Source organism: Flavobacterium sharifuzzamanii (assembly GCF_003254585.1).
GTDB lineage: Bacteria > Bacteroidota > Bacteroidia > Flavobacteriales > Flavobacteriaceae > Flavobacterium > Flavobacterium sharifuzzamanii.
This window is the reverse complement of the sequence record NZ_QJGZ01000035.1, coordinates 159,342-177,961: the sequence shown is the minus strand read 5'-3', so window position 1 is coordinate 177,961 and position 18,620 is coordinate 159,342. Positions and strand designations below refer to the sequence as shown.

The 18,620-nt window shown below is 33.8% G+C and carries 16 protein-coding genes; 1 reads left to right on the top strand and 15 read right to left on the bottom strand.

The window, feature by feature from the left end; translation table 11 throughout:
- Nucleotides 1–51: 51 nt before the first annotated feature.
- From DMA14_RS05915 to gltB, 11 genes are all read right to left on the bottom strand, one after another.
- Nucleotides 52–417 carry a hypothetical protein gene (locus tag DMA14_RS05915; protein WP_111423857.1) on the bottom strand — a complete coding sequence of 122 codons (366 nt, stop codon included), beginning with the start codon at nt 415–417 and terminating at the stop codon, nt 52–54.
- 106 nt (nt 418–523) lie between these two features.
- Entirely contained in the window at nt 524–991 is a 468-nt protein-coding gene (locus DMA14_RS05910) for a DinB family protein (protein ID WP_111423856.1), read from the bottom strand.
- Between the two features lie 26 nt (nt 992–1,017).
- The gene (locus DMA14_RS05905; RefSeq protein WP_111423855.1) at nt 1,018–1,470 is read right to left on the bottom strand and encodes a hypothetical protein; all 453 of its coding nucleotides are present in this window, start codon (nt 1,468–1,470) and stop codon (nt 1,018–1,020) included.
- 12 nt (nt 1,471–1,482) lie between these two features.
- Nucleotides 1,483–2,304, bottom strand: a complete 822-nt coding sequence (locus tag DMA14_RS05900) for a hypothetical protein (protein WP_111423854.1) — start codon at nt 2,302–2,304, stop codon at nt 1,483–1,485.
- 92 nt (nt 2,305–2,396) lie between these two features.
- Nucleotides 2,397–2,699, bottom strand: coding sequence for a hypothetical protein (locus tag DMA14_RS05895; RefSeq protein ID WP_157957673.1), 303 nt, complete (start codon nt 2,697–2,699; stop codon nt 2,397–2,399).
- A gap of 163 nt (nt 2,700–2,862) precedes the next feature.
- Nucleotides 2,863–3,258 carry a helix-turn-helix domain-containing protein gene (locus tag DMA14_RS05890; protein ID WP_111423852.1) on the bottom strand — a complete coding sequence of 132 codons (396 nt, stop codon included), beginning with the start codon at nt 3,256–3,258 and terminating at the stop codon, nt 2,863–2,865.
- A gap of 65 nt (nt 3,259–3,323) precedes the next feature.
- Nucleotides 3,324–3,833: a hypothetical protein gene (locus DMA14_RS05885; protein ID WP_111423851.1), complete on the bottom strand. Its 510-nt coding sequence runs from the start codon at nt 3,831–3,833 to the stop codon at nt 3,324–3,326.
- Nucleotides 3,834–4,000: 167 nt separating this feature from the next.
- The gene (locus tag DMA14_RS05880) at nt 4,001–4,315 is read right to left on the bottom strand and encodes a GIY-YIG nuclease family protein (protein WP_111423850.1); all 315 of its coding nucleotides are present in this window, start codon (nt 4,313–4,315) and stop codon (nt 4,001–4,003) included.
- 462 nt (nt 4,316–4,777) lie between these two features.
- On the bottom strand, nt 4,778–6,070 hold the full coding sequence (lysA, locus tag DMA14_RS05875; protein WP_262510315.1) for a diaminopimelate decarboxylase: 1,293 nt from the start codon (nt 6,068–6,070) through the stop codon (nt 4,778–4,780).
- Nucleotides 6,071–6,660: 590 nt separating this feature from the next.
- Nucleotides 6,661–8,115 (bottom strand): glutamate synthase subunit beta, encoded by a 1,455-nt coding sequence (locus tag DMA14_RS05870; RefSeq protein WP_012024227.1) that lies wholly within the window; start codon nt 8,113–8,115, stop codon nt 6,661–6,663.
- Nucleotides 8,116–8,208: 93 nt separating this feature from the next.
- Complete coding sequence (gltB, locus tag DMA14_RS05865; RefSeq protein ID WP_111423848.1) at nt 8,209–12,723, bottom strand: glutamate synthase large subunit; 4,515 nt, start codon at nt 12,721–12,723, stop codon at nt 8,209–8,211.
- Between the two features lie 416 nt (nt 12,724–13,139).
- Between gltB and sucC the strand changes: the two genes are divergently transcribed.
- A complete protein-coding gene (gene sucC / locus DMA14_RS05860; RefSeq protein ID WP_091131042.1) occupies nt 13,140–14,333 on the top strand; it encodes an ADP-forming succinate--CoA ligase subunit beta in 1,194 nt (397 codons plus the stop codon).
- A gap of 293 nt (nt 14,334–14,626) precedes the next feature.
- Here sucC and DMA14_RS05855 read toward each other — a convergent pair whose 3' ends face one another.
- From DMA14_RS05855 to DMA14_RS05840, 4 genes are all read right to left on the bottom strand, one after another.
- A complete protein-coding gene (locus DMA14_RS05855) occupies nt 14,627–15,091 on the bottom strand; it encodes a DUF1456 family protein (RefSeq protein ID WP_111423847.1) in 465 nt (154 codons plus the stop codon).
- A 125-nt stretch (nt 15,092–15,216) separates the two neighbouring features.
- The gene (locus tag DMA14_RS05850; RefSeq protein WP_111423846.1) at nt 15,217–16,239 is read right to left on the bottom strand and encodes an aminotransferase class I/II-fold pyridoxal phosphate-dependent enzyme; all 1,023 of its coding nucleotides are present in this window, start codon (nt 16,237–16,239) and stop codon (nt 15,217–15,219) included.
- Nucleotide 16,240: 1 nt separating this feature from the next.
- Complete coding sequence (locus tag DMA14_RS05845) at nt 16,241–17,251, bottom strand: dipeptide epimerase (protein ID WP_111423845.1); 1,011 nt, start codon at nt 17,249–17,251, stop codon at nt 16,241–16,243.
- A 39-nt stretch (nt 17,252–17,290) separates the two neighbouring features.
- Nucleotides 17,291–18,520 (bottom strand): hypothetical protein, encoded by a 1,230-nt coding sequence (locus tag DMA14_RS05840; protein WP_111423844.1) that lies wholly within the window; start codon nt 18,518–18,520, stop codon nt 17,291–17,293.
- Between the last annotated feature and the right edge of the window lie 100 nt (nt 18,521–18,620).

Below are 18,620 nucleotides of genomic sequence, written 5' to 3'. Positions count from 1 at the left end.
TTGGCTAAAGCCCTTTTGAGACTTTTTATGAATGGAGGCAATTAAAATATATTATTTAGATTTTCTAATCTTCACCTGATACACAATCTCCCAAAAAATAATTGAGAAGACAGCATTAGCAAAAATGGCAGTTTTAACCTGATAAGGATCGTAATTGACAAACAGATGTAAATTGGTAAACTGTAAAGCGAGAAACATAGCTAAAGCTGCAATTCCGACAGCGCAAAGTACATTAAGCAACGGTTTCCATTTTAAAGCTGTGAAGGCATAAATAAGATTCAAAATACCGAAACCAACTCCTAAAGTTACAAACGGATCACCTTTAAACTTTTCGTTTAATTCAAGCAGAAGATGCGTAGAAGTAAGGTATAAAAAGAAAAGTATAGAATAAATCAGGATTCTTATTTGCGGTTTCATTTTAATATTTTTAGGATGATTTTTTTATACGCGAAGATACTACTAAATGATGAATGCAAGATGAAGTCTGTGAACTTCATGAATTAAGATTAACAAACTTTTTTGATTATTTGGTTTCAAGCTCAATTTTGAATTTTTCAATTTGCCTTCTATGACGTAAGATATGTACAATTGCATGTTCCATCATTTGTTCAATATCATAAACTTGTCCCCAAGAAGTTGTTATTTTCTTCTCGTCGTCGCATTCTTCCAATTGATTATCGCTAAAATTTTTAAGCACATTTTCTGTGAAAATAAAAAATGCAGTTAAGTCATTTTGATACTCGGAAACAGTCTTTCTATATACAAGATCTGGGATGTTATTTTGCTCTCCCAACAATTTTTGAATGTACAAGGCATAAGCATATCCAGAACGAACTACATGAGATAATATTGACTGAATCGATACATCATTGATTGTTGCCGTAAGTGCTGTGTCACTAAAAGAAGAGATCGTTTTGCTTAAATCTAAAATCGCTCTTTCGTATTCATCGAGTACAGCTCCAATTGCGCCTTGTCTGTATGTTTTGGTCATGTTTTGCAGCGTTATTCAAGTTTATTTTATGGTAAAAGCGTTTCTATTTTGGTTTCCGATTTTTCTTTTAGCGGACTATCGGCCTTCAAACTCCAAATGATTAGAAATTTTCCTTTTACAACATATTCTTCTGGATGTTCGTCTGTTGGTTCACCTGCTTTTCCCCAAAGCAAGCCTTGCAGGAAACGATCACCTTTAAAAACATGATCAAATTCAAAATACATAATAGAACCGCGATCTGCTTTGCTTTTAAAACTCTGAATAGCTTTACTTTTTATAGTTCCAACAATGTTACTGTAGGTTTCAATATCATTATAAAAACTACAAGCTTGTGGCGTTATGCAAATATTGCCATCGCTTACCATATAACCGCCTTTCGGAATTTCTTTTGGTTTTAGTTTTAAATCGGCTAAGGTTTGGCTGAATAAATTTGTTGTGAATAGTAGGAATAGTGTTGATAGTAGGATTGTAGGTTTCATTGCTTTTGGGGATTATTTAAAACTATTGAGAGTAATTTTAGAAATTATTATTTTATTCAGTTTTATAAATTTATCATTTGCCAAAATTTCTAGACCTTCTTTATTTCCAAACTCTGTAAAAAACCAATTTTTGCCATCGTCAATAGAAGTTGCTAAAATATTCCAGACCAATTTTTGATTCTGATTATCAGCTTTTACATCAAGTTCCCATTTCATCAGACATTCTAGTTGCTGATTATGATTGATTATTTGAGATGTAACAATAGACTTTCCTTTCAAATAGGTAAGGTTTATTTTGCTTTGCAGAAAATCATCCTGTAATTTCTGACCTGCCTCATTATAGTTTTGCCCTTTTAGTGTAAACGGATGCAATGAAAATGCGAATTTTTTATAATTTTTATTTACTAAATCTGCAATTTTACTATTAGCTTGACTTATTATTTGGCTATTCAGGTTTTTATCCGATAACGTAATATCTTTTTTGGGCTTAAAATTTTGAGAAATTAAACTTTTGACCACCATAGAGATCGTATCTAAATTTGAAGTTTTATTTTCTTCTTTTGGAAAAAAGTAAGTTGACTTCCTTTCAAGTTCATTATAAACCAATACCGAATGAGTATTTTTAAAATTATTTCCGCTAGGTAGTTTAATTAAAAAGAGAGTATATTTTGTTGTGCCAATACTGTCTACGTAGATTTTATATTCACAATCTTTACTTTTTTTTTCGTACTTAATGTCGTAATTTGAGAATGATTCTTCTAAAGTAAATTTACTTTGGGCTGTAACATTTGATATTGCAAAAAAAAGTAGTCCTACTGCTAAAATTTTTTTCATTGAACTGGTGGTTTATTGGAGTTAAAAAGCTGTTTTATTTTTAAAACTTTGAATGTTTTTTTTATTTGCCAAGTTTAATTTTAAAATTCTAACTAACTTCTAAAAACATTAATCGTTTTTGATAAAATTAAATACAATTGAAAGGCAGTTATAGAGACCGTAATAAGTGTGAGATAAGCAGAAGAATTAATAAGTTTATTGTTTTCTATCTGTAATTGTTTTGCAATATTTATTCTTCTGTTATTTAAGGTTTTTAAAAAATGCATTAATACGATTGACCAGCTAAACATTAAAAGTACAAAAAATGCAAAGCCATTTGGCATTCCTTCGATGTTTAGTAAAGTATAAATTTTGGTAAAAACTATTGCAATTACAAAATAGACTAATGCATACAAAAGTATTTTTTTTAACCCATTTTCAGGTTTTAGAAAATAAAAAATGGAGCAATTTAGTAGGACGATAAAAAGGGCAAGAAGAAGATATGACATTTTGTTTCTGGGCTTAAAAAAAGCACAAAGTAAATCTCTGTGCTTTTGTAAAATTTATATTTCTAAGGAATTATTTCCCTTTTAGTAATTTTTCTAAATATTCCACTTTGTCTTTTTCAGCCTGAACCAAACGTTCGTAAAGTTCTACAACTTTGTCAAGTGGATTGAAATTGCAATTATTATTAATTCCTTGTGCACCACTAATAGAGCTATGATCGTGAAAGTTATTAAAAAAATTAAAAACAGATTCTTCAGAAAAATTTTCAATTGCTTCTTTAGTAACGCCTAAAGCTTTTGCAATTTCTTCAAGTCTTTCTTCATCTACAGTTTCACTTGCTTCAATGTTAGAAACTGTTTGCTGGCTTAAACCAATCGCAATTGCAAGCGCTTCCTGCTTCATACCTTTAAGCTCTCTGATTCGGCTAATGTTTCTGCCGATATGTTTTGGTTTTGATGTCGTGCTCATAATTTCAAAGGTATTTAATTTTTTCTGAAACAAAAATACGGTTTTTCTTATAATTTAATTGATTCTTATTTTCTGACTTCCAATTTTAAAATCTGATTTGAATTTTCTATTTTGATATAGCCAATCTTAACATATTTATTTTGGTCTATTGCTCCACCATGTGATTTTGCATTATTATATCCAAAACCTGATATGTCAAAATCTGAGAATTGGAATTGTACTCCATTAACAGTAAATCTTTCGCTATCGTGACCACCTTCAGGCATTGCGTGAAAATTGGTTACAAATCCTTCAGTTTCAAATAGAGAGTTGTTGTATAAGCTATAAGTTTTGTAATATTTACTGCCAAACATTAATACGAAAAGTATAAAAATAAATACAGAAATATATTGGAATATATACACTTTAAATTTCTGCTGTTCGGGATCTTTAAATAAATCTTCATCTTTGTCATTTTCAATCAAGAATAGGAGAAATCTTGAAAATAAGAAAAACCCAATTGGAACAAATAATATTTGAAGCTTTTTGAATCCGTCGCTGGATGCAAAATCATAAATAGTTTCAAAGGAATTCATAGTTTACAAATAATTGCGATTTACTTCTTTATTTCAAATATAATATTTGTTGAAAAATATTTTTTTTTAGTAGTTATAAAACTTTTAATCACTTCTTAATTATCCACAATCTTGTCATTTCGACGAAGGAGAAATCTTCGCAAGTAGCTCCGCAAAGATTGGAAACATTATTCAAATAAATAATTTAGAAAATCCAAATCAGGATTAATGGTTTTTATTAATTCAATTTTCTTTTCTCTACGCCAGTCTTTTATTTCTTTTTCACGAGCAATTGCTTCTTGAATCCAAGTGAATTTTTCGTAGTACAACAAATAAGTAGCATTGTATTTTGCAGTAAAGGTTTTGTTTCCCGTTGTATTGTGTTCTTTGTGCTGACTTAAGCGAATTTTTAAATTATTTGTGACTCCTGTGTAGAAAACGGTTTTGTATTTGTTTGTAAGAATGTATATGTAGTATGTGTGATAGCCTTCTTGTTGATGCATTTTTTTTCGGCTAAAGATAAATAATTGTTTAAGATTTTTCTTTCTTTTGTAATGGATTTTATATGCTTGGTGGAGTTTCTTGCGAAGATTTCTCCTTACGTCGAAATGACAAACTTGGTGGTTTCGTTATGTGTGTTTTGACTTTTTTTTGTAGAGCTACTTGCGAGGATTTGCTTCGCCTGTTCGCTATCGCTCGAGTCTCCTTCGTCGAAATGACAAATATTGTGGTTACTTTGCGTGTTTTGACTTTCTTTGTGGAGCTACCTGCGAAGATTCGCTTCGCCTGTTCGCTATCGCTCGAGTCTCCTTCGTCGAAATGACAAACTGGTGTGAAGTAACTCTCTTTACGGAGTTTCTTGTGAAGATTTCTCGTCCCTCGAAATGACAAGATTGAGTAAAAAAAATCCCGTTCACCTTTCGGGAACGGGATTTCAACAATTGATATTCTCTTTTTTTCTATTGTTAAACCGTAGCTGCAATTTCTTGTGGCAACGGAATTTGATTTTTAAGTAAATCTTCAAATGTTTCGGCTTGGCGAATCAAGATTCCTTTTCCGTTCATCCAAAGAACTTCGGCTGGTTTGTATCTTGAGTTGTAGTTTGAAGACATTGAGAAACAGTAAGCTCCAGCATTTCTGAAAGATAAAATATCTCCTTCAGTAATTTCCTGAATTCTACGGTTGTTTGCAAAAGTATCGGTTTCGCAAATGTATCCTACAACTGAGTAAAAACGCTCTTTTCCTTTTGGGTTTGAGATGTTTTCTATATGGTGTGAAGATCCGTATAACATTGGACGAATTAAGTGGTTGAAACCACTGTCTACTCCAGCGAAAACTGTTGAAGTTGTTTGTTTTACAACGTTTACTTTTACTAAGAAATGACCTGCTTCGCTCACCAGAAATTTTCCTGGTTCGAAAATCAACGTTAAATCTCTTCCGTATTCTGCACAGAAAGCATTGAATCTTTTAGATAATTTTTTACCTAATTCTTCGATGTCTGTTTCGATATCGTCTTTTTTGTAAGGAACTTTGAATCCGCTTCCGAAATCTAAGAATTGTAAATCTTTGAAATGTTTTGCGGTATCAAATAAGATTTCAGCAGCATACAAGAATACTTCGATATCTAAAATATCAGATCCTGTGTGCATGTGAATTCCAACGATGCTCATTTTTGTATTTTCGACAATTCGCAAGATATGCGGAATCTGGTGCACAGAAATTCCGAATTTACTATCGATATGTCCAACAGAAATGTTAGCGTTTCCGCCCGCCATTACGTGTGGATTGATACGAATACATACTGGAATATGTGGATGTTTTGTTCCGAATTGCTCCAGAATAGATAAATTGTCGATATTGATTTGTACACCCATTGCGGCAACTTCTTCGATTTCTTCTAGAGAAACGCCGTTTGGTGTAAAGAAAATTCTTTCGGGTTCATAGCCAGCATGAAGTCCTAATAAAACTTCCTGAATCGATACAGTGTCTAAACCAGACCCCATGTTCTTTAATAACTGTAGAATCGCAATGTTAGACAATGCCTTCATGGCGTAATTAACTCTTAAGTTTTCTACCTTAGAGAAAGCTTTAGTTAATCTGTTGTACTGAGATTGGATTTTTTCAGCATCGTAAACATACAATGGACTTCCAAATTGGTCTGCTAACTGCAGTAAATCTTTTGCTTGCATTTTTAAATCATTTTGGGCAAAGTTATTACACTTTTGATTACCAGCAAATAATTTGCAGAAAAATAACAAAATATAACAAATTGTTTTATTTCAAACAAAAAGTTGGTGTTTTTGGAATTTTGTAACCTTTTTAGAGGTTCTGAGGTTCTAAGATGCTAAGGTACTAAGTTTTTTTGGCTCGAATTCGCGAATTAACTTATTCTTAAATGCTGTTGAAATTATTTTTTTGCCACAGATTTCACAGATTAAAAGGATTTTTTTGTTTGCCACGAATTACGTGAATTTCCACAAATTTTTAATCTTAGATTTTTCGCAAAAAATGCTCAAAATATAGCCCGTGGTTTCAACCACGGGAAACGTTGCGGATTGGACGTTATCATATATTGCGTCCCGTGGTTGAAACCACGGGCTATGCTTGCAAGGGAAATCGGCTAGAAAACAAAAATTCGTGGAAATTGGTGTAATTGCTTCGCCAATTCGCTATCGCTCGGGTCGTGGCTGAAAGAAAATCCATATAATCTGTGGCTAAAAAAAAACAAAACCCCTGAATATAAATTCAAGGGTTTGTTAGTAGTTATGTTGTTATCGGAAAAGATTAATAAAATGCAAGGAAAAAAAACTTAGAACCTTAGCATCTTAGTATCTCAGAAACTTAAAAATTATAAGCTCGGTAAATCTCCTTTTCCTTTAGTAGGCAAGTTTGTAGATCCCATAAGGAATAAATCTACTTCTCTTGCAGCTTCGCGACCTTCTGAAATAGCCCACACGATTAATGATTGTCCTCTTCTCATATCACCAGCAGTGAAAATGTGAGGAACGTTCGTCTGATAGTTATGCGCTTTGTAGTTGCTTCTCATATCAGTTTCGATTCCTAACTGCTCGCTTAATGTTTTTTCTGGACCTGTAAATCCAAGAGCCAATAAAGCTAAATCGCAAGGCCAGATTTTCTCAGAACCTTCTTTTTCAATCAATTCAGGACGCTGACCTGGAGTCATTTTCCATTGTACTTCAACTGTTTTTAATCCAGTTAATTCACCTTTATCATTAGAAATGAATTCTTTAGTGTTGATCAACCAGTTTCTGTCGCAACCTTCTTCGTGAGAAGAAGATGTTTTTAATTGCAACGGCCAGAAAGGCCATGGAGTTGACTCGCTTCTTCCAACTGGAGGTTTTGGTAAAATCTCAAAGTTAGTAACTGATTTAGCTCCGTGTCTGTTTGAAGTTCCGATACAGTCAGAACCTGTATCTCCACCACCAATAACGATTACATCTTTACCAGTTGCTTTAACCTGATCTGGAATTGATTCTCCGTATAAAACTTTAGTTTGTTGTGTCAAGAAATCCATTGCCTGAACAACACCTTTGCTTTCGATTCCTTTAGTTGGCAAGCTTCTTCTTTCAGTTGCTCCTCCGCATAAAACGATAGAATCGAATTGGTTTAATTCTTCAACACTGAAATTAACACCAACGTTTACATTAGTTTTGAAAGTGATTCCTTCTGCTTCAAGAATAGCTACACGACGATCGATAATTCCTTTTTCTAATTTGAAATTCGGAATTCCGTAACGTAATAAACCTCCAATTGCATTGTCTCTTTCAAAAACAGTAACCGTGTGACCAGCTCTGTTTAATTGCTGAGCAGCTGCAAGACCTGCAGGTCCTGAACCAATAACAGCAACAGTTTTACCAGTTCTTGTTTTTGGCGCTTGTGGTTTGATCCATCCTTCGGCGAAACCTCTTTCTACAATGCTTTTTTCGATGTTTTCGATAGAAACCGGATCTTTGATGATTCCTAATACACATGATTTCTCACATGGAGCAGGGCATAAGCGTCCTGTAAATTCAGGAAAGTTATTCGTAGATTGTAAAATCTCTAATGCACTCTGCCATTCTTCCTGATGCACCATGTCGTTGAAGTCAGGAATTAAATTTCCTAACGGACAACCACTGTGGCAAAAAGGAATTCCACAGTCCATACATCTTGATCCTTGTTCTTTTAATTTATCTTTTGGTACCGGAATAGTAAATTCGTTGTAGTTAGAAACACGTTCTGCTACTGCTAAATTACTTTCATCGGCTCTGTTATATTCTTTAAATCCGCCTATTTTACCCATGACATTTAAATAAATTTAGTTGTGAGTTGTAAAATGTGAGAGGTGGGTTAAAAACTTAGCACCTCTGCACCTTTGTATCTCAGAACCTTTTAATTAAGCTATTAGTTCTTCTATTTGTTTTTCTTCTGCAATTCTTTGTAATGCTTTTTTGTAATCAGTTGGCATTACTTTTACGAAGTGCTGTTGTTGATTTTCCCAGTCTGCTAAAATTCTTTTTGCTAATGGACTGCTGGTGTACAATGAATGATTTTTGATCAGTTTTCTTAGTTTCGTAAGATCTTCTTCTTCCATTGGATCGAATGCAACCATTTCCATGTTACAAACTGTAGAATCGAATTTCTTGTTTGGATCGTAAACATAAGCTACACCACCGCTCATACCAGCTGCGAAGTTTCTTCCTGTTTTTCCTAAAACTACTACTGTACCACCAGTCATGTACTCGCATCCATGATCTCCAATTCCTTCAACAACTGCTGTTGCTCCAGAATTTCTTACACAGAAACGCTCTCCAGCCATTCCATTAATATAAGCCTCTCCGGTAATAGCTCCGTAAAGGGCAACGTTCCCGATAATGATATTGTCTTCAGGGTTGAAAGTTGCAGTAGGAGGTACTTTTACAATTAATTTTCCTCCAGAAAGACCTTTTCCTAAATAATCATTACAGTTTCCGTGAATTTTAAATGACAATCCGTTTGTTGCAAAAGCACCAAAACTTTGTCCAGCAGAACCTTCAAAATCAACTAAAATAGTGTCATCAGGTAATCCTTGTGCGCCGTAGATTTTTGAGATTTCGTTACTCAAAATCGCACCTACAGAACGGTCTGTATTTTTAATTTTAAAAGTTACTCTTGTTTTCTCTTTTCTATAGATAGACGGAATCGCTTCTTTGATGATGTCAAAATCCAATACGTTTTCAAGTTGGTGATCTTGAGTTGTTGTATTATGATTTGGCTCTGTTTTCGCTTTTTCCGGTTTGTATAGAATGGTTGACAAGTCTAAACCATTTGCTTTATAATGTTTGATGGCTTTGTTCACATTTAATTTTTGTGACTGACCTACCATTTCTTTTAAAGTTCTGAAACCTAATTGTGCCATGATTTCTCTTAACTCCTCAGCAATGAAATACATGAAGTTGATTACGTGCTCTGGAGTTCCTTTGAAGTTTTTTCTCAATTCAGGATCCTGAGTTGCAATACCAACTGGGCAAGTGTTTAAGTGACAAGCTCTCATCATGATACATCCAGAAGCTACAAGCGGTGCAGTTGCAAATCCGAATTCTTCAGCTCCTAATAAAGCAGCGATCGCAACGTCACGTCCTGTTTTTAACTGTCCGTCACATTCTAAAACTACACGGCTTCTTAAATCGTTTAAGATCAAAGTTTGCTGTGCTTCAGCTAAACCAAGTTCCCACGGAATACCTGTGTGCTGTAAAGATGTTAATGGTGCAGCTCCCGTTCCTCCGTCATAACCAGAAATCAAGATAACGTCAGCTTTTGCTTTGGCAACACCGGCAGCGATGGTTCCAACTCCAACTTCAGAAACTAATTTTACGTTAATACGAGCTTCGCGGTTTGCATTTTTCAAATCGTAAATCAACTGAGATAAATCCTCAATAGAGTAAATATCGTGGTGAGGAGGAGGCGAAATCAAACCTACGTAAGGTGTAGAGTTTCTCGTTTCAGCAATCCAAGGCACAACTTTTTCTCCAGGTAACTGTCCACCTTCACCAGGTTTAGCACCTTGAGCCATTTTAATTTGGATTTCTTTAGCGTTTGTCAAATAGTTGATTGAAACACCAAAACGTCCTGATGCAACTTGCTTAATTGCAGAGTTTCTAGAATCTCCGTTAATTTCTTTCTGGAAACGTCTTGGATCTTCTCCACCTTCTCCAGAGTTACTTTTTCCTCCAATTCTGTTCATTGCAATCGCTAAGTTCTCATGTGCTTCTTGGCTGATAGAACCGTAAGACATTGCTCCAGTTTTGAATTTCTTTACAATTTCTGTCCAAGGTTCTACTTCGTCAATAGAAATTGGATCTAAATTGTTGAATTCAAATAAACCTCTAATGGTCATTAAGTTTGAGCTTTGCTCATTAACGGCATTTGAGTATTCTTTATAACTTTCTGGGCTGTTTAAACGAACCGCTTGTTGTAATTTAGAAATAGTGGTTGGGTTAAACATGTGTTTTTCTCCACCACGTCTCCATCTGTAAATACCTCCAATTTCAAGAGAAAGCAAGTTTGCGATTTTTGAATTTGGGAAAGCTTTTTGGAAACGTTTTTTAACTTCTTTCTCCACTTCCATTAAACCAATTCCTTCAATTCTTGATGGAGTATAAGGGAAGTATTTAGATGTAAATGTTTTGTTTAAACCTAAAATCTCGAAAATCTGAGCAGCTCTGTACGAATGTAAAGTAGAGATACCAATTTTGTTCATGATTTTCACGATTCCTTTTGCAATTGCTTTGTTGTAGTTCACAACGGCATAATCAGCTTTTACTTTTGTAATGAAACCTTTTTCAACTTGATCGTGAATGATTTCATTTACCATGTAAGGGTTGATGGCACTTGCGCCGTATCCGAACAATAAAGCAAAATGATGAGGTTCTCTTGGTTCGGCAGATTCGATAATGATTCCGAATTTAGAACGAACTTGTAAAATGTTCAAAGAGTGGTGAATGTAAGAACAAGCCAATAACATTGGAATTGGCGCTAATTCTTCGCTTACACCTCTATCAGATAAAATGATGATATTGCATCCTTCTTCAACCGCTTTAAAAGTTGCCTGAACACATTTTTCAAGCGCTCTTTCTAAACCGTTAACTCCTTTTTCTATTTTGTATAAAGTAGAAATTGTAGCCGATTTGAAATCTGCGTGATCAATGTTTCTGATTTTATCCAAATCCTCGTTAGAAATAACTGGATTTTGGATTTTTAATTTTTTACATTGTTTCGATTCGATTTCGAAAATATTGAAATCTCCACCAATTGCTAAACTGATGTCAGTAATGATTTCTTCACGAATACCATCCAACGGTGGGTTTGTAACCTGAGCAAATAATTGTTTGAAGTAATTGTACAGTAACTGTGGCTGATCTGAAAGAACTGCCAAAGGCGTATCGTTACCCATAGAACTGATTGCTTCAGCTCCGTCACTTCCCATTGGGTTGATGATGGTTTTTAAATCTTCAATAGTATAACCAAACAAACGCTGTCTTGTTAAGAAATCTAATTTTTCAACAGGAGTAGGATTGTTAGTATATGGAACGCTAGCCAATGGCAATAAGTTTTCATCAACCCATTGCTTGTATGGACGTTTTGTAACGATCGCTTTTTTAACTTCTTCGTCTTCGATGATACGCCCTTCATTCATATCAACTAAGAACATTTTTCCTGGCTCTAAACGACCGTGCTGAATTACATCTTCTGGATCGATGTCTAATACACCAATTTCAGATGACATAATTACGAATCCGCTTTTCGTTAAGGTATAACGAGAAGGACGCAATCCGTTTCTGTCTAGTAAAGCTCCAATTACGTTTCCATCTGTAAACGGAATAGAAGCAGGACCATCCCAAGGCTCCATGATACAAGCATTGTACTCATAGAAAGCTCTTTTTTCTGGAGACATTGTTTGGTGTTTTTCCCAAGCTTCAGGAACTACCATCATCATTGCCTCTGGAAGAGAACGGCCAGTCATTAATAAAAGTTCAATCACCATATCCATAGAAGCAGAATCTGATTTTCCTTCTAAGATAATTGGGAATAATTTTTTAATGTCTTCTCCGAAAACTTTGCTTTGCATAAGCTCTTCACGAGCACGCATACGGCTTACGTTTCCACGAAGTGTATTGATCTCACCATTATGACACATGTATCTAAACGGTTGAGCTAAGTCCCAAGATGGGAATGTATTGGTAGAGAAACGTTGGTGTACAAGCGCTAAACGAGTCACCAAGTCTGGATCTTTCAAATCTATATAATAACGGCTGATGTCTTCTGGCATCAATAGACCTTTATATATTATAGTAGTTGTCGATAAGCTAGTAAAATAAAACATGTGGCTTTCAGAAGTTTTAGATCCTCTTACGGCATGTTCAGCAATTTTTCTAGCTGCAAAAAGTTTTGCATTAAATTCTTGTTCAGTTAAATCTTGTCCGTTTTTAGAAACGAAAACTTGTTTAATTGTTGGTTCTTTTTCTGCGGCAATTTCACCTAGATTTTCAACGTCAACGGGTACATCTCTCCAACCTAAAACTTTTAAGTTTTGATCTTTGATAGTAGCTTCAAATGCATTAATACAAAAAGAAACCTGGTTTTTGCTTTTTGGTAAAAAAACCATTCCTACTGCATACTCACGCGCTTCTGGGATTTCAAAGTCACAAACTTTCTTAAAAAAATCATGAGGAATGTCGAATAAAATTCCGGCTCCGTCACCAGTTCTTCCATCAGAACTTACGGCACCACGATGTTCCAATTTAATTAAGATGTCTAATGCTTTGTGAATAATATCATTTGACTTAATACCATTCAAATTACAAATAAATCCTGCACCACAATTGTCGTGTTCAAATTCAGGCAGATAAAGCCCTTGTTCTTTAACTCTCATTCTTGATATTTTTTTTACAAAAATAAAGATTTCGTTAAACATAATGTATTGAAATAGTGCTTTTGCTTACATTTTTGCTGTAATATTAGAAAAAGGGTTCTTAATTATTAATATTGTTATATTAGGTATCTCGAATTGCTAAAAATATAATTACTCTTAAAATATATTAGGAAAAATCGTCGGCAGGCCAATAAAACCAATGAATTTTTTGTTAAATATCAAACTTTTTATGCGAATTGTGTTAACATTAACAAATTGTTCCGTTAACGATTTGTTTGCTTTGAAAAATTATCAACGCCTAATACCTATATATAACATTTATTTAATTGAAAAAGATTTTACTATTAAGTTGTATTTTGTTACTTTTGTCGCACTTTTATTCTGAAATAAATTCAGAACCAGACAAATTCTATATTATGAACATACACGAATATCAAGGAAAAGAAATTTTAGCGAGTTACGGAGTACGCGTACAACGCGGAATTGTGGCTAACAATGCGGTTGAAGCTGTAGCTGCTGCAAAACAATTAACTGCCGAAACTGGTACAGGATGGCATGTAATAAAAGCACAAATTCACGCAGGTGGTCGTGGAAAAGGTGGTGGAGTTAAGCTGGCAAAAAACTTACAACAAGTTGAAGAGTTAGCAGAACAAATCATCGGAATGCAGTTGATTACACCTCAGACTCCGCCTGAAGGTAAAAAAGTAAATAAGGTATTAGTTGCAGAAGATGTTTACTATCCAGGTGAAAGCGAAACTTCTGAATTTTATGTTTCTGTTTTATTGAATAGAGGTACTGGACGCAACATGATTATGTATTCTACTGAAGGTGGAATGGATATCGAAGAAGTTGCTGAGCACACTCCACACTTAATCTTTACTGAAGAAATTGATCCATCTGTAGGATTACAAGGTTTCCAAGCTAGAAGAATTGCTTTCAATTTAGGTCTTTCTGGAAATGCTTTCAAAGAAATGGTTAAATTCATCGACGCACTTTACAATGCTTACATTGGTTCTGATGCTTCTATGTTTGAAATCAACCCAGTTCTTAAAACTTCTGATAACAAAATCTTAGCTGTTGACGCTAAAGTTAACATCGACGATAACGCTTTATACAGACAACCAAAATATGCTGAAATGAGAGATATCCGTGAGGAGAATCCAATCGAAGTTGAAGCTAAAGAAGTTGGTCTTAACTATGTTGACCTTGACGGTACTGTAGGATGTATGGTAAACGGAGCTGGTCTTGCAATGGCAACGATGGACTTAATTAAATACGCTGGTTTTGAGCCTGCTAACTTCCTTGACGTAGGAGGAACTGCTGATGCTAAACGTGTTGAAACAGCTTTCAGAATTATCTTGAAAGATCCAAACGTAAAAGCTATCTTAATTAACATCTTCGGAGGTATCGTTCGTTGTGACCGTGTTGCTCAAGGTGTTGTTGATGCTTATAAAAACATGGGTGACGCTATTAACGTGCCAATTATCGTTCGTTTGCAAGGAACAAATGCTGAAATTGCAAAAGAATTAATTGACAACTCTGGTATGCCAATCTTATCTGCGGTTCAATTCCAAGAAGCTGCTGACCAAGTTAAAGCTGCTCTTTCTTAATTAAATAAGAAATCAATTTATATAGAAAATCCATTCCGAAAGGAGTGGATTTTTTTTGTTTCATTAAGGCAAGTTTATCTGTAGAGATGCACTGCAGTGCGTCTACGCAAAGATGAACAGTTATGGTTACATTACATAAGACGCACGGCTTGCGTCTCTACAATAAATTCTTTGTATAAAAATCTAGCCACAGATTAAAAAGATTAACAAAGATTTTAAAAATCAGTATAATCATTTTAATCTGTGGCTAAAAATATATTAGTTCCAGATAAATTATTGGAATTGTAGCAAAATTATTTCTTATTCTTCCCGTTTTTAAAAACCACTTTTTCTACAACAACTGGTTTTCCATTTCCTTTTGGGAATGATTTCTTTTTAGGTTTTCCAGCTGATGAGCCCGAGTTAGATGGTTTTTGGTCAGCTCTATATTTTTCAGAATCTTTTGGAGTAGCTTTAAATTCAGGTCTTTCTTTAGAAGTTTCTTTCTTCGGAATTTCTGATTTATGTTTTGCTAAAACGTCATTAGGGTTTTTAGGGTTTTCTTTTGTTCCTCTTAAGTGAATTACCAATCCGTTTAAGAAGTTTCTCAAAACTTGATCGCCACATTCCATGTAATTTGGATGATCTTCTGCTCTAAAAAAAGCACCCAATTCTGATTTTGAAATTCTAAAATCTACTAATTCTAAAATTTCAACTATTTGGTCATCACGGAGCATCAAAGCCACGCGAAGTTTTTTAAGTATATCGTTATTTGTCATCGTTTATTTTTTACAAAGGTACGTTTTAAAAGCAATTCAGCCGATTTATTTTTTTCGGCACGAATTCACGAATTTCACTAATTCATTTTAAAATTTTAATTCGTGAAAATTAGTGCAATTTGTGGCTATCTTTTATTTAAAACACTAATCAGTTTGTCTAAATCTTCCTTTAAATGATTTGCTGTAACTACAATTCGATTTAACGGTTCGGTTTCTTTGGTGTATCTAAAACTCGCAATAATGATCTTTTCTTGTTTTAGTTTTTCTACTAATTCGTTTGATAATAAATAAATCAAAGGGTAGTTTTTGTCAAATTTTACATTGCTGTTTTTTACTAAAATCGAGTCAATATAATTTAAATTATCTAGCAGTTTTTGATGTTGCTTTTTATAAATCTCTTTAGCATCAGAAAGTGTTTGCACAAAAGCTGGATTCATCCCTGCTGCGCTTGTAAAAGTTTCCAGTTCTTTTATTTCTTCTATAAATTCAGAATCCGATGCAATGACTCCGCCTGTTAATCCGAAAGCTTTTCCTAAAGAAGAAACCAAGATTTTTCTTTTAATCGGAAATTCAATTGAAGCATAAATTCCAAAACCATTTTCGTTTACTATTCCAAGCGAATGCGATTCGTCAATGACTAATGTTATTTCTTTGCTTTTTGAAATTTTCTCTAAAAATGATAAGTCGGCAGGTTTTGTTTCAAACGAAGGAACACCATCAGTTAAAATTGTAATTTTTTCTGGTTTTGAATCTAATAAGCGTTCATTCAATTTTTTATTTATAAAAACAGACAGACTATTTTTAATCTGAATGGCTGAATGTATTTCATTTAAATGATAAAAAAAGTCCGTTTGCTCTTTTAATTTTTCCAAAACCAGTTTTCCAGCCAGCATTCCCGAAGAAACCGTAACAGTGCTTTCTGAACCAATATGAGACGCTAAAAATCTTTCGCCTGCATCATAAGCTGTTAATTGAATATTCGCAGTTCTAGAACTTCCGTAAGTAGTTCCCCATTTTAAAATATTCTGAACCACTAATTCCTGAAATGCTACATTTGTTGGAAGTCCTAAATAAGCAGTTCCACCAAAATACAAATATTGTTCTTGGTCAATTTCGATAACTCGATCTGGAAATTTTTCGACTTTCATTTTACAGTAATGTAACTCCCGTTCCGTTTAAATTTGAATAGCTTACAACGCCGTCTTTTATAGTAACGCCTGTTGCAATATCTTCTGCTAAAAGAAGCGCGCCATCCATATCTACATAATCTAATTGAGGAAGCAAATGTGCAATCGCAGAAATTCCAACAGTAGATTCAGTCATACAACCCACCATTGTTTTTAAGCCTAGTTTTTTAGCTTCTTCGATCATGCGTTTTCCAGGAGTTAAACCACCGCATTTTACCAGTTTTATATTAACACCATGAAAATGATTGTGGCATTTTGCTACATCTTCTTCAATAATACAGCTTTCATCAGCAATTACAGGAAGAACAGAATGTTTAAAAACTTCTTTATGACCTTTCCAATTATCAGCCTTCATGGGCTGTTCTAAGAATTCTACACCTAGTTTTTTTAATTCAACGGCATTGTTGATGGTTTCTTCAACCGTCCATCCGCAATTGGCATCAATTCTGAAAACAGCATTGGTGTGTTTACGAAGTTCTTTTACAATTTCGATGTCTTCTTTGGTGCCTAATTTAATTTTATAAATTGGCCACGGGAGCTCCTGCATTTTAGAAACCATTTTATCAATAGAAGCAATTCCGATGGTATAATCGGTCATTGGATTTCTTTCTGTCGTGTAATTCCATAATTCATAAAGCTTTTTGCCTTTTTTGCGAGCGTACAAATCATTATAAGCGAGATCTAGAGCGCATAATGCAAACATGTCATCTTTTAAATAGGGATGAATTTTTGCCCAAAATACTTCTGGAGTTTCATTTTCAGTATTTTCAATAAGGTTTCGGATTTTTTCCAAATCCTGCATCATCATTGGCACAGTTGTGTTGTAATACGGATTTGAAGTTGCTTCGCCAAAACCAGAGAAACCTTCGCTTTGCAACTCGACAATTAACGAAGGCTGAAAATCAATAGACTCTCTCGAAATGGTAAAAGTGTGTTTTAGTTTGAGATTGTATTCTCTTAAAATTAGTTTCATGATTTAATGTGCTTGTTTTTTTGTTCAAAAAATAGAATTCTAACTCTTTTTGATAGACATTTTTACTCCGATGCCTGTTTGTAAATCTGGTGCATTATCTAAATTTAAATCTTCTCGAAGATATGCAAAATAAGAAAACCGCTTAGTAGAATAAGTAAAAATTGCACTCCATCCTTCTACATCTTCATATAAATGAGAAATTGTTTTCTGCCAATGTGTATTGATTCTTTGGCCGGTTAGAACAATATAATCGATGTCTTTTTTCTTATTATATGAATTTTGGAAATTGTAATTGATGCCATAAGAAATGTGATTGCTATTTCTAAGTTTTACTTTGTAATTGATCAAACCTTCAAAACTGCATAAAAAGTCCTGATTGCTGAGATTTACGCCGTCTCCGTACTCAAAAATATGCTGACGTAAAACTCCTGCACTTAAACCAAAACTTAGAATGTTTTTATCTTTAATAATCATTTTTTTAATGATAGAAGAAGAAATTCCAAAATCAGCAGCAGGATTATATTTTGAAGTATTAATGCCTAATTGTGCTCCAAAATTTAGATAAATATGATGTTTTTCATTCATTTCTAATTTAGGATAATAGGTATAATTAATATCAACTCCAGGAATTGTAAAATTATTGTTATCCATTTTTAGAATCTTTCCATTTTCATCTTTGTATGATATTCCTGCTTTGTTGATTCCGTAATAATATCTTGAAAAAGGATCTTTTCCGCCAGCAATATTGCGATGAAACCATTCAATTGATTCATCTGAAGTAAAAACAGAAAAAGGATATTTGCCTCGATCCAGTGAGTTGGCTCGGAGACTGAAATTAAGTTCATGATGAATTGTAATCGGTAATGCAAAGTTAAATCGATAAGACCTAATAACACCATCAGCCTCAAATTCTTTGATTTTAGATGGCACTTTGTTTAAATCAAATGAATATTCGCGAGTGTGCCATGGCTGATTTTTGGAATTTTCACGATCAACCGGATCTGTTAATTCATACGCCTTTACATAAGGAAGCATAACATTTCCACTCGAAACTTCAAATGAAAATGAGTATTTTTCAGTATTACGAACATTAAAATTGTGATTTAATCTTGAAATGTATATTCCAAAAGGATGCGTTGAAAGGGTATTAGGTTTTATAATATCAGATGAATTTTCCAATTCTTCATTCCAAAAATCATTAGTATTAGATTGTGCTGTTGAAAAGCAATTGACAAGTAAAAAGAGAAAAAAGAGTAAATGATATTTCATTTCAGATTTTTAAAATTTTGATAAATCTAATGAATTTTAAAAAGATTAGATTGGTTAATTTTTAAAAAAAAATGAATGATTTTAACTTTTTTAAAATAAG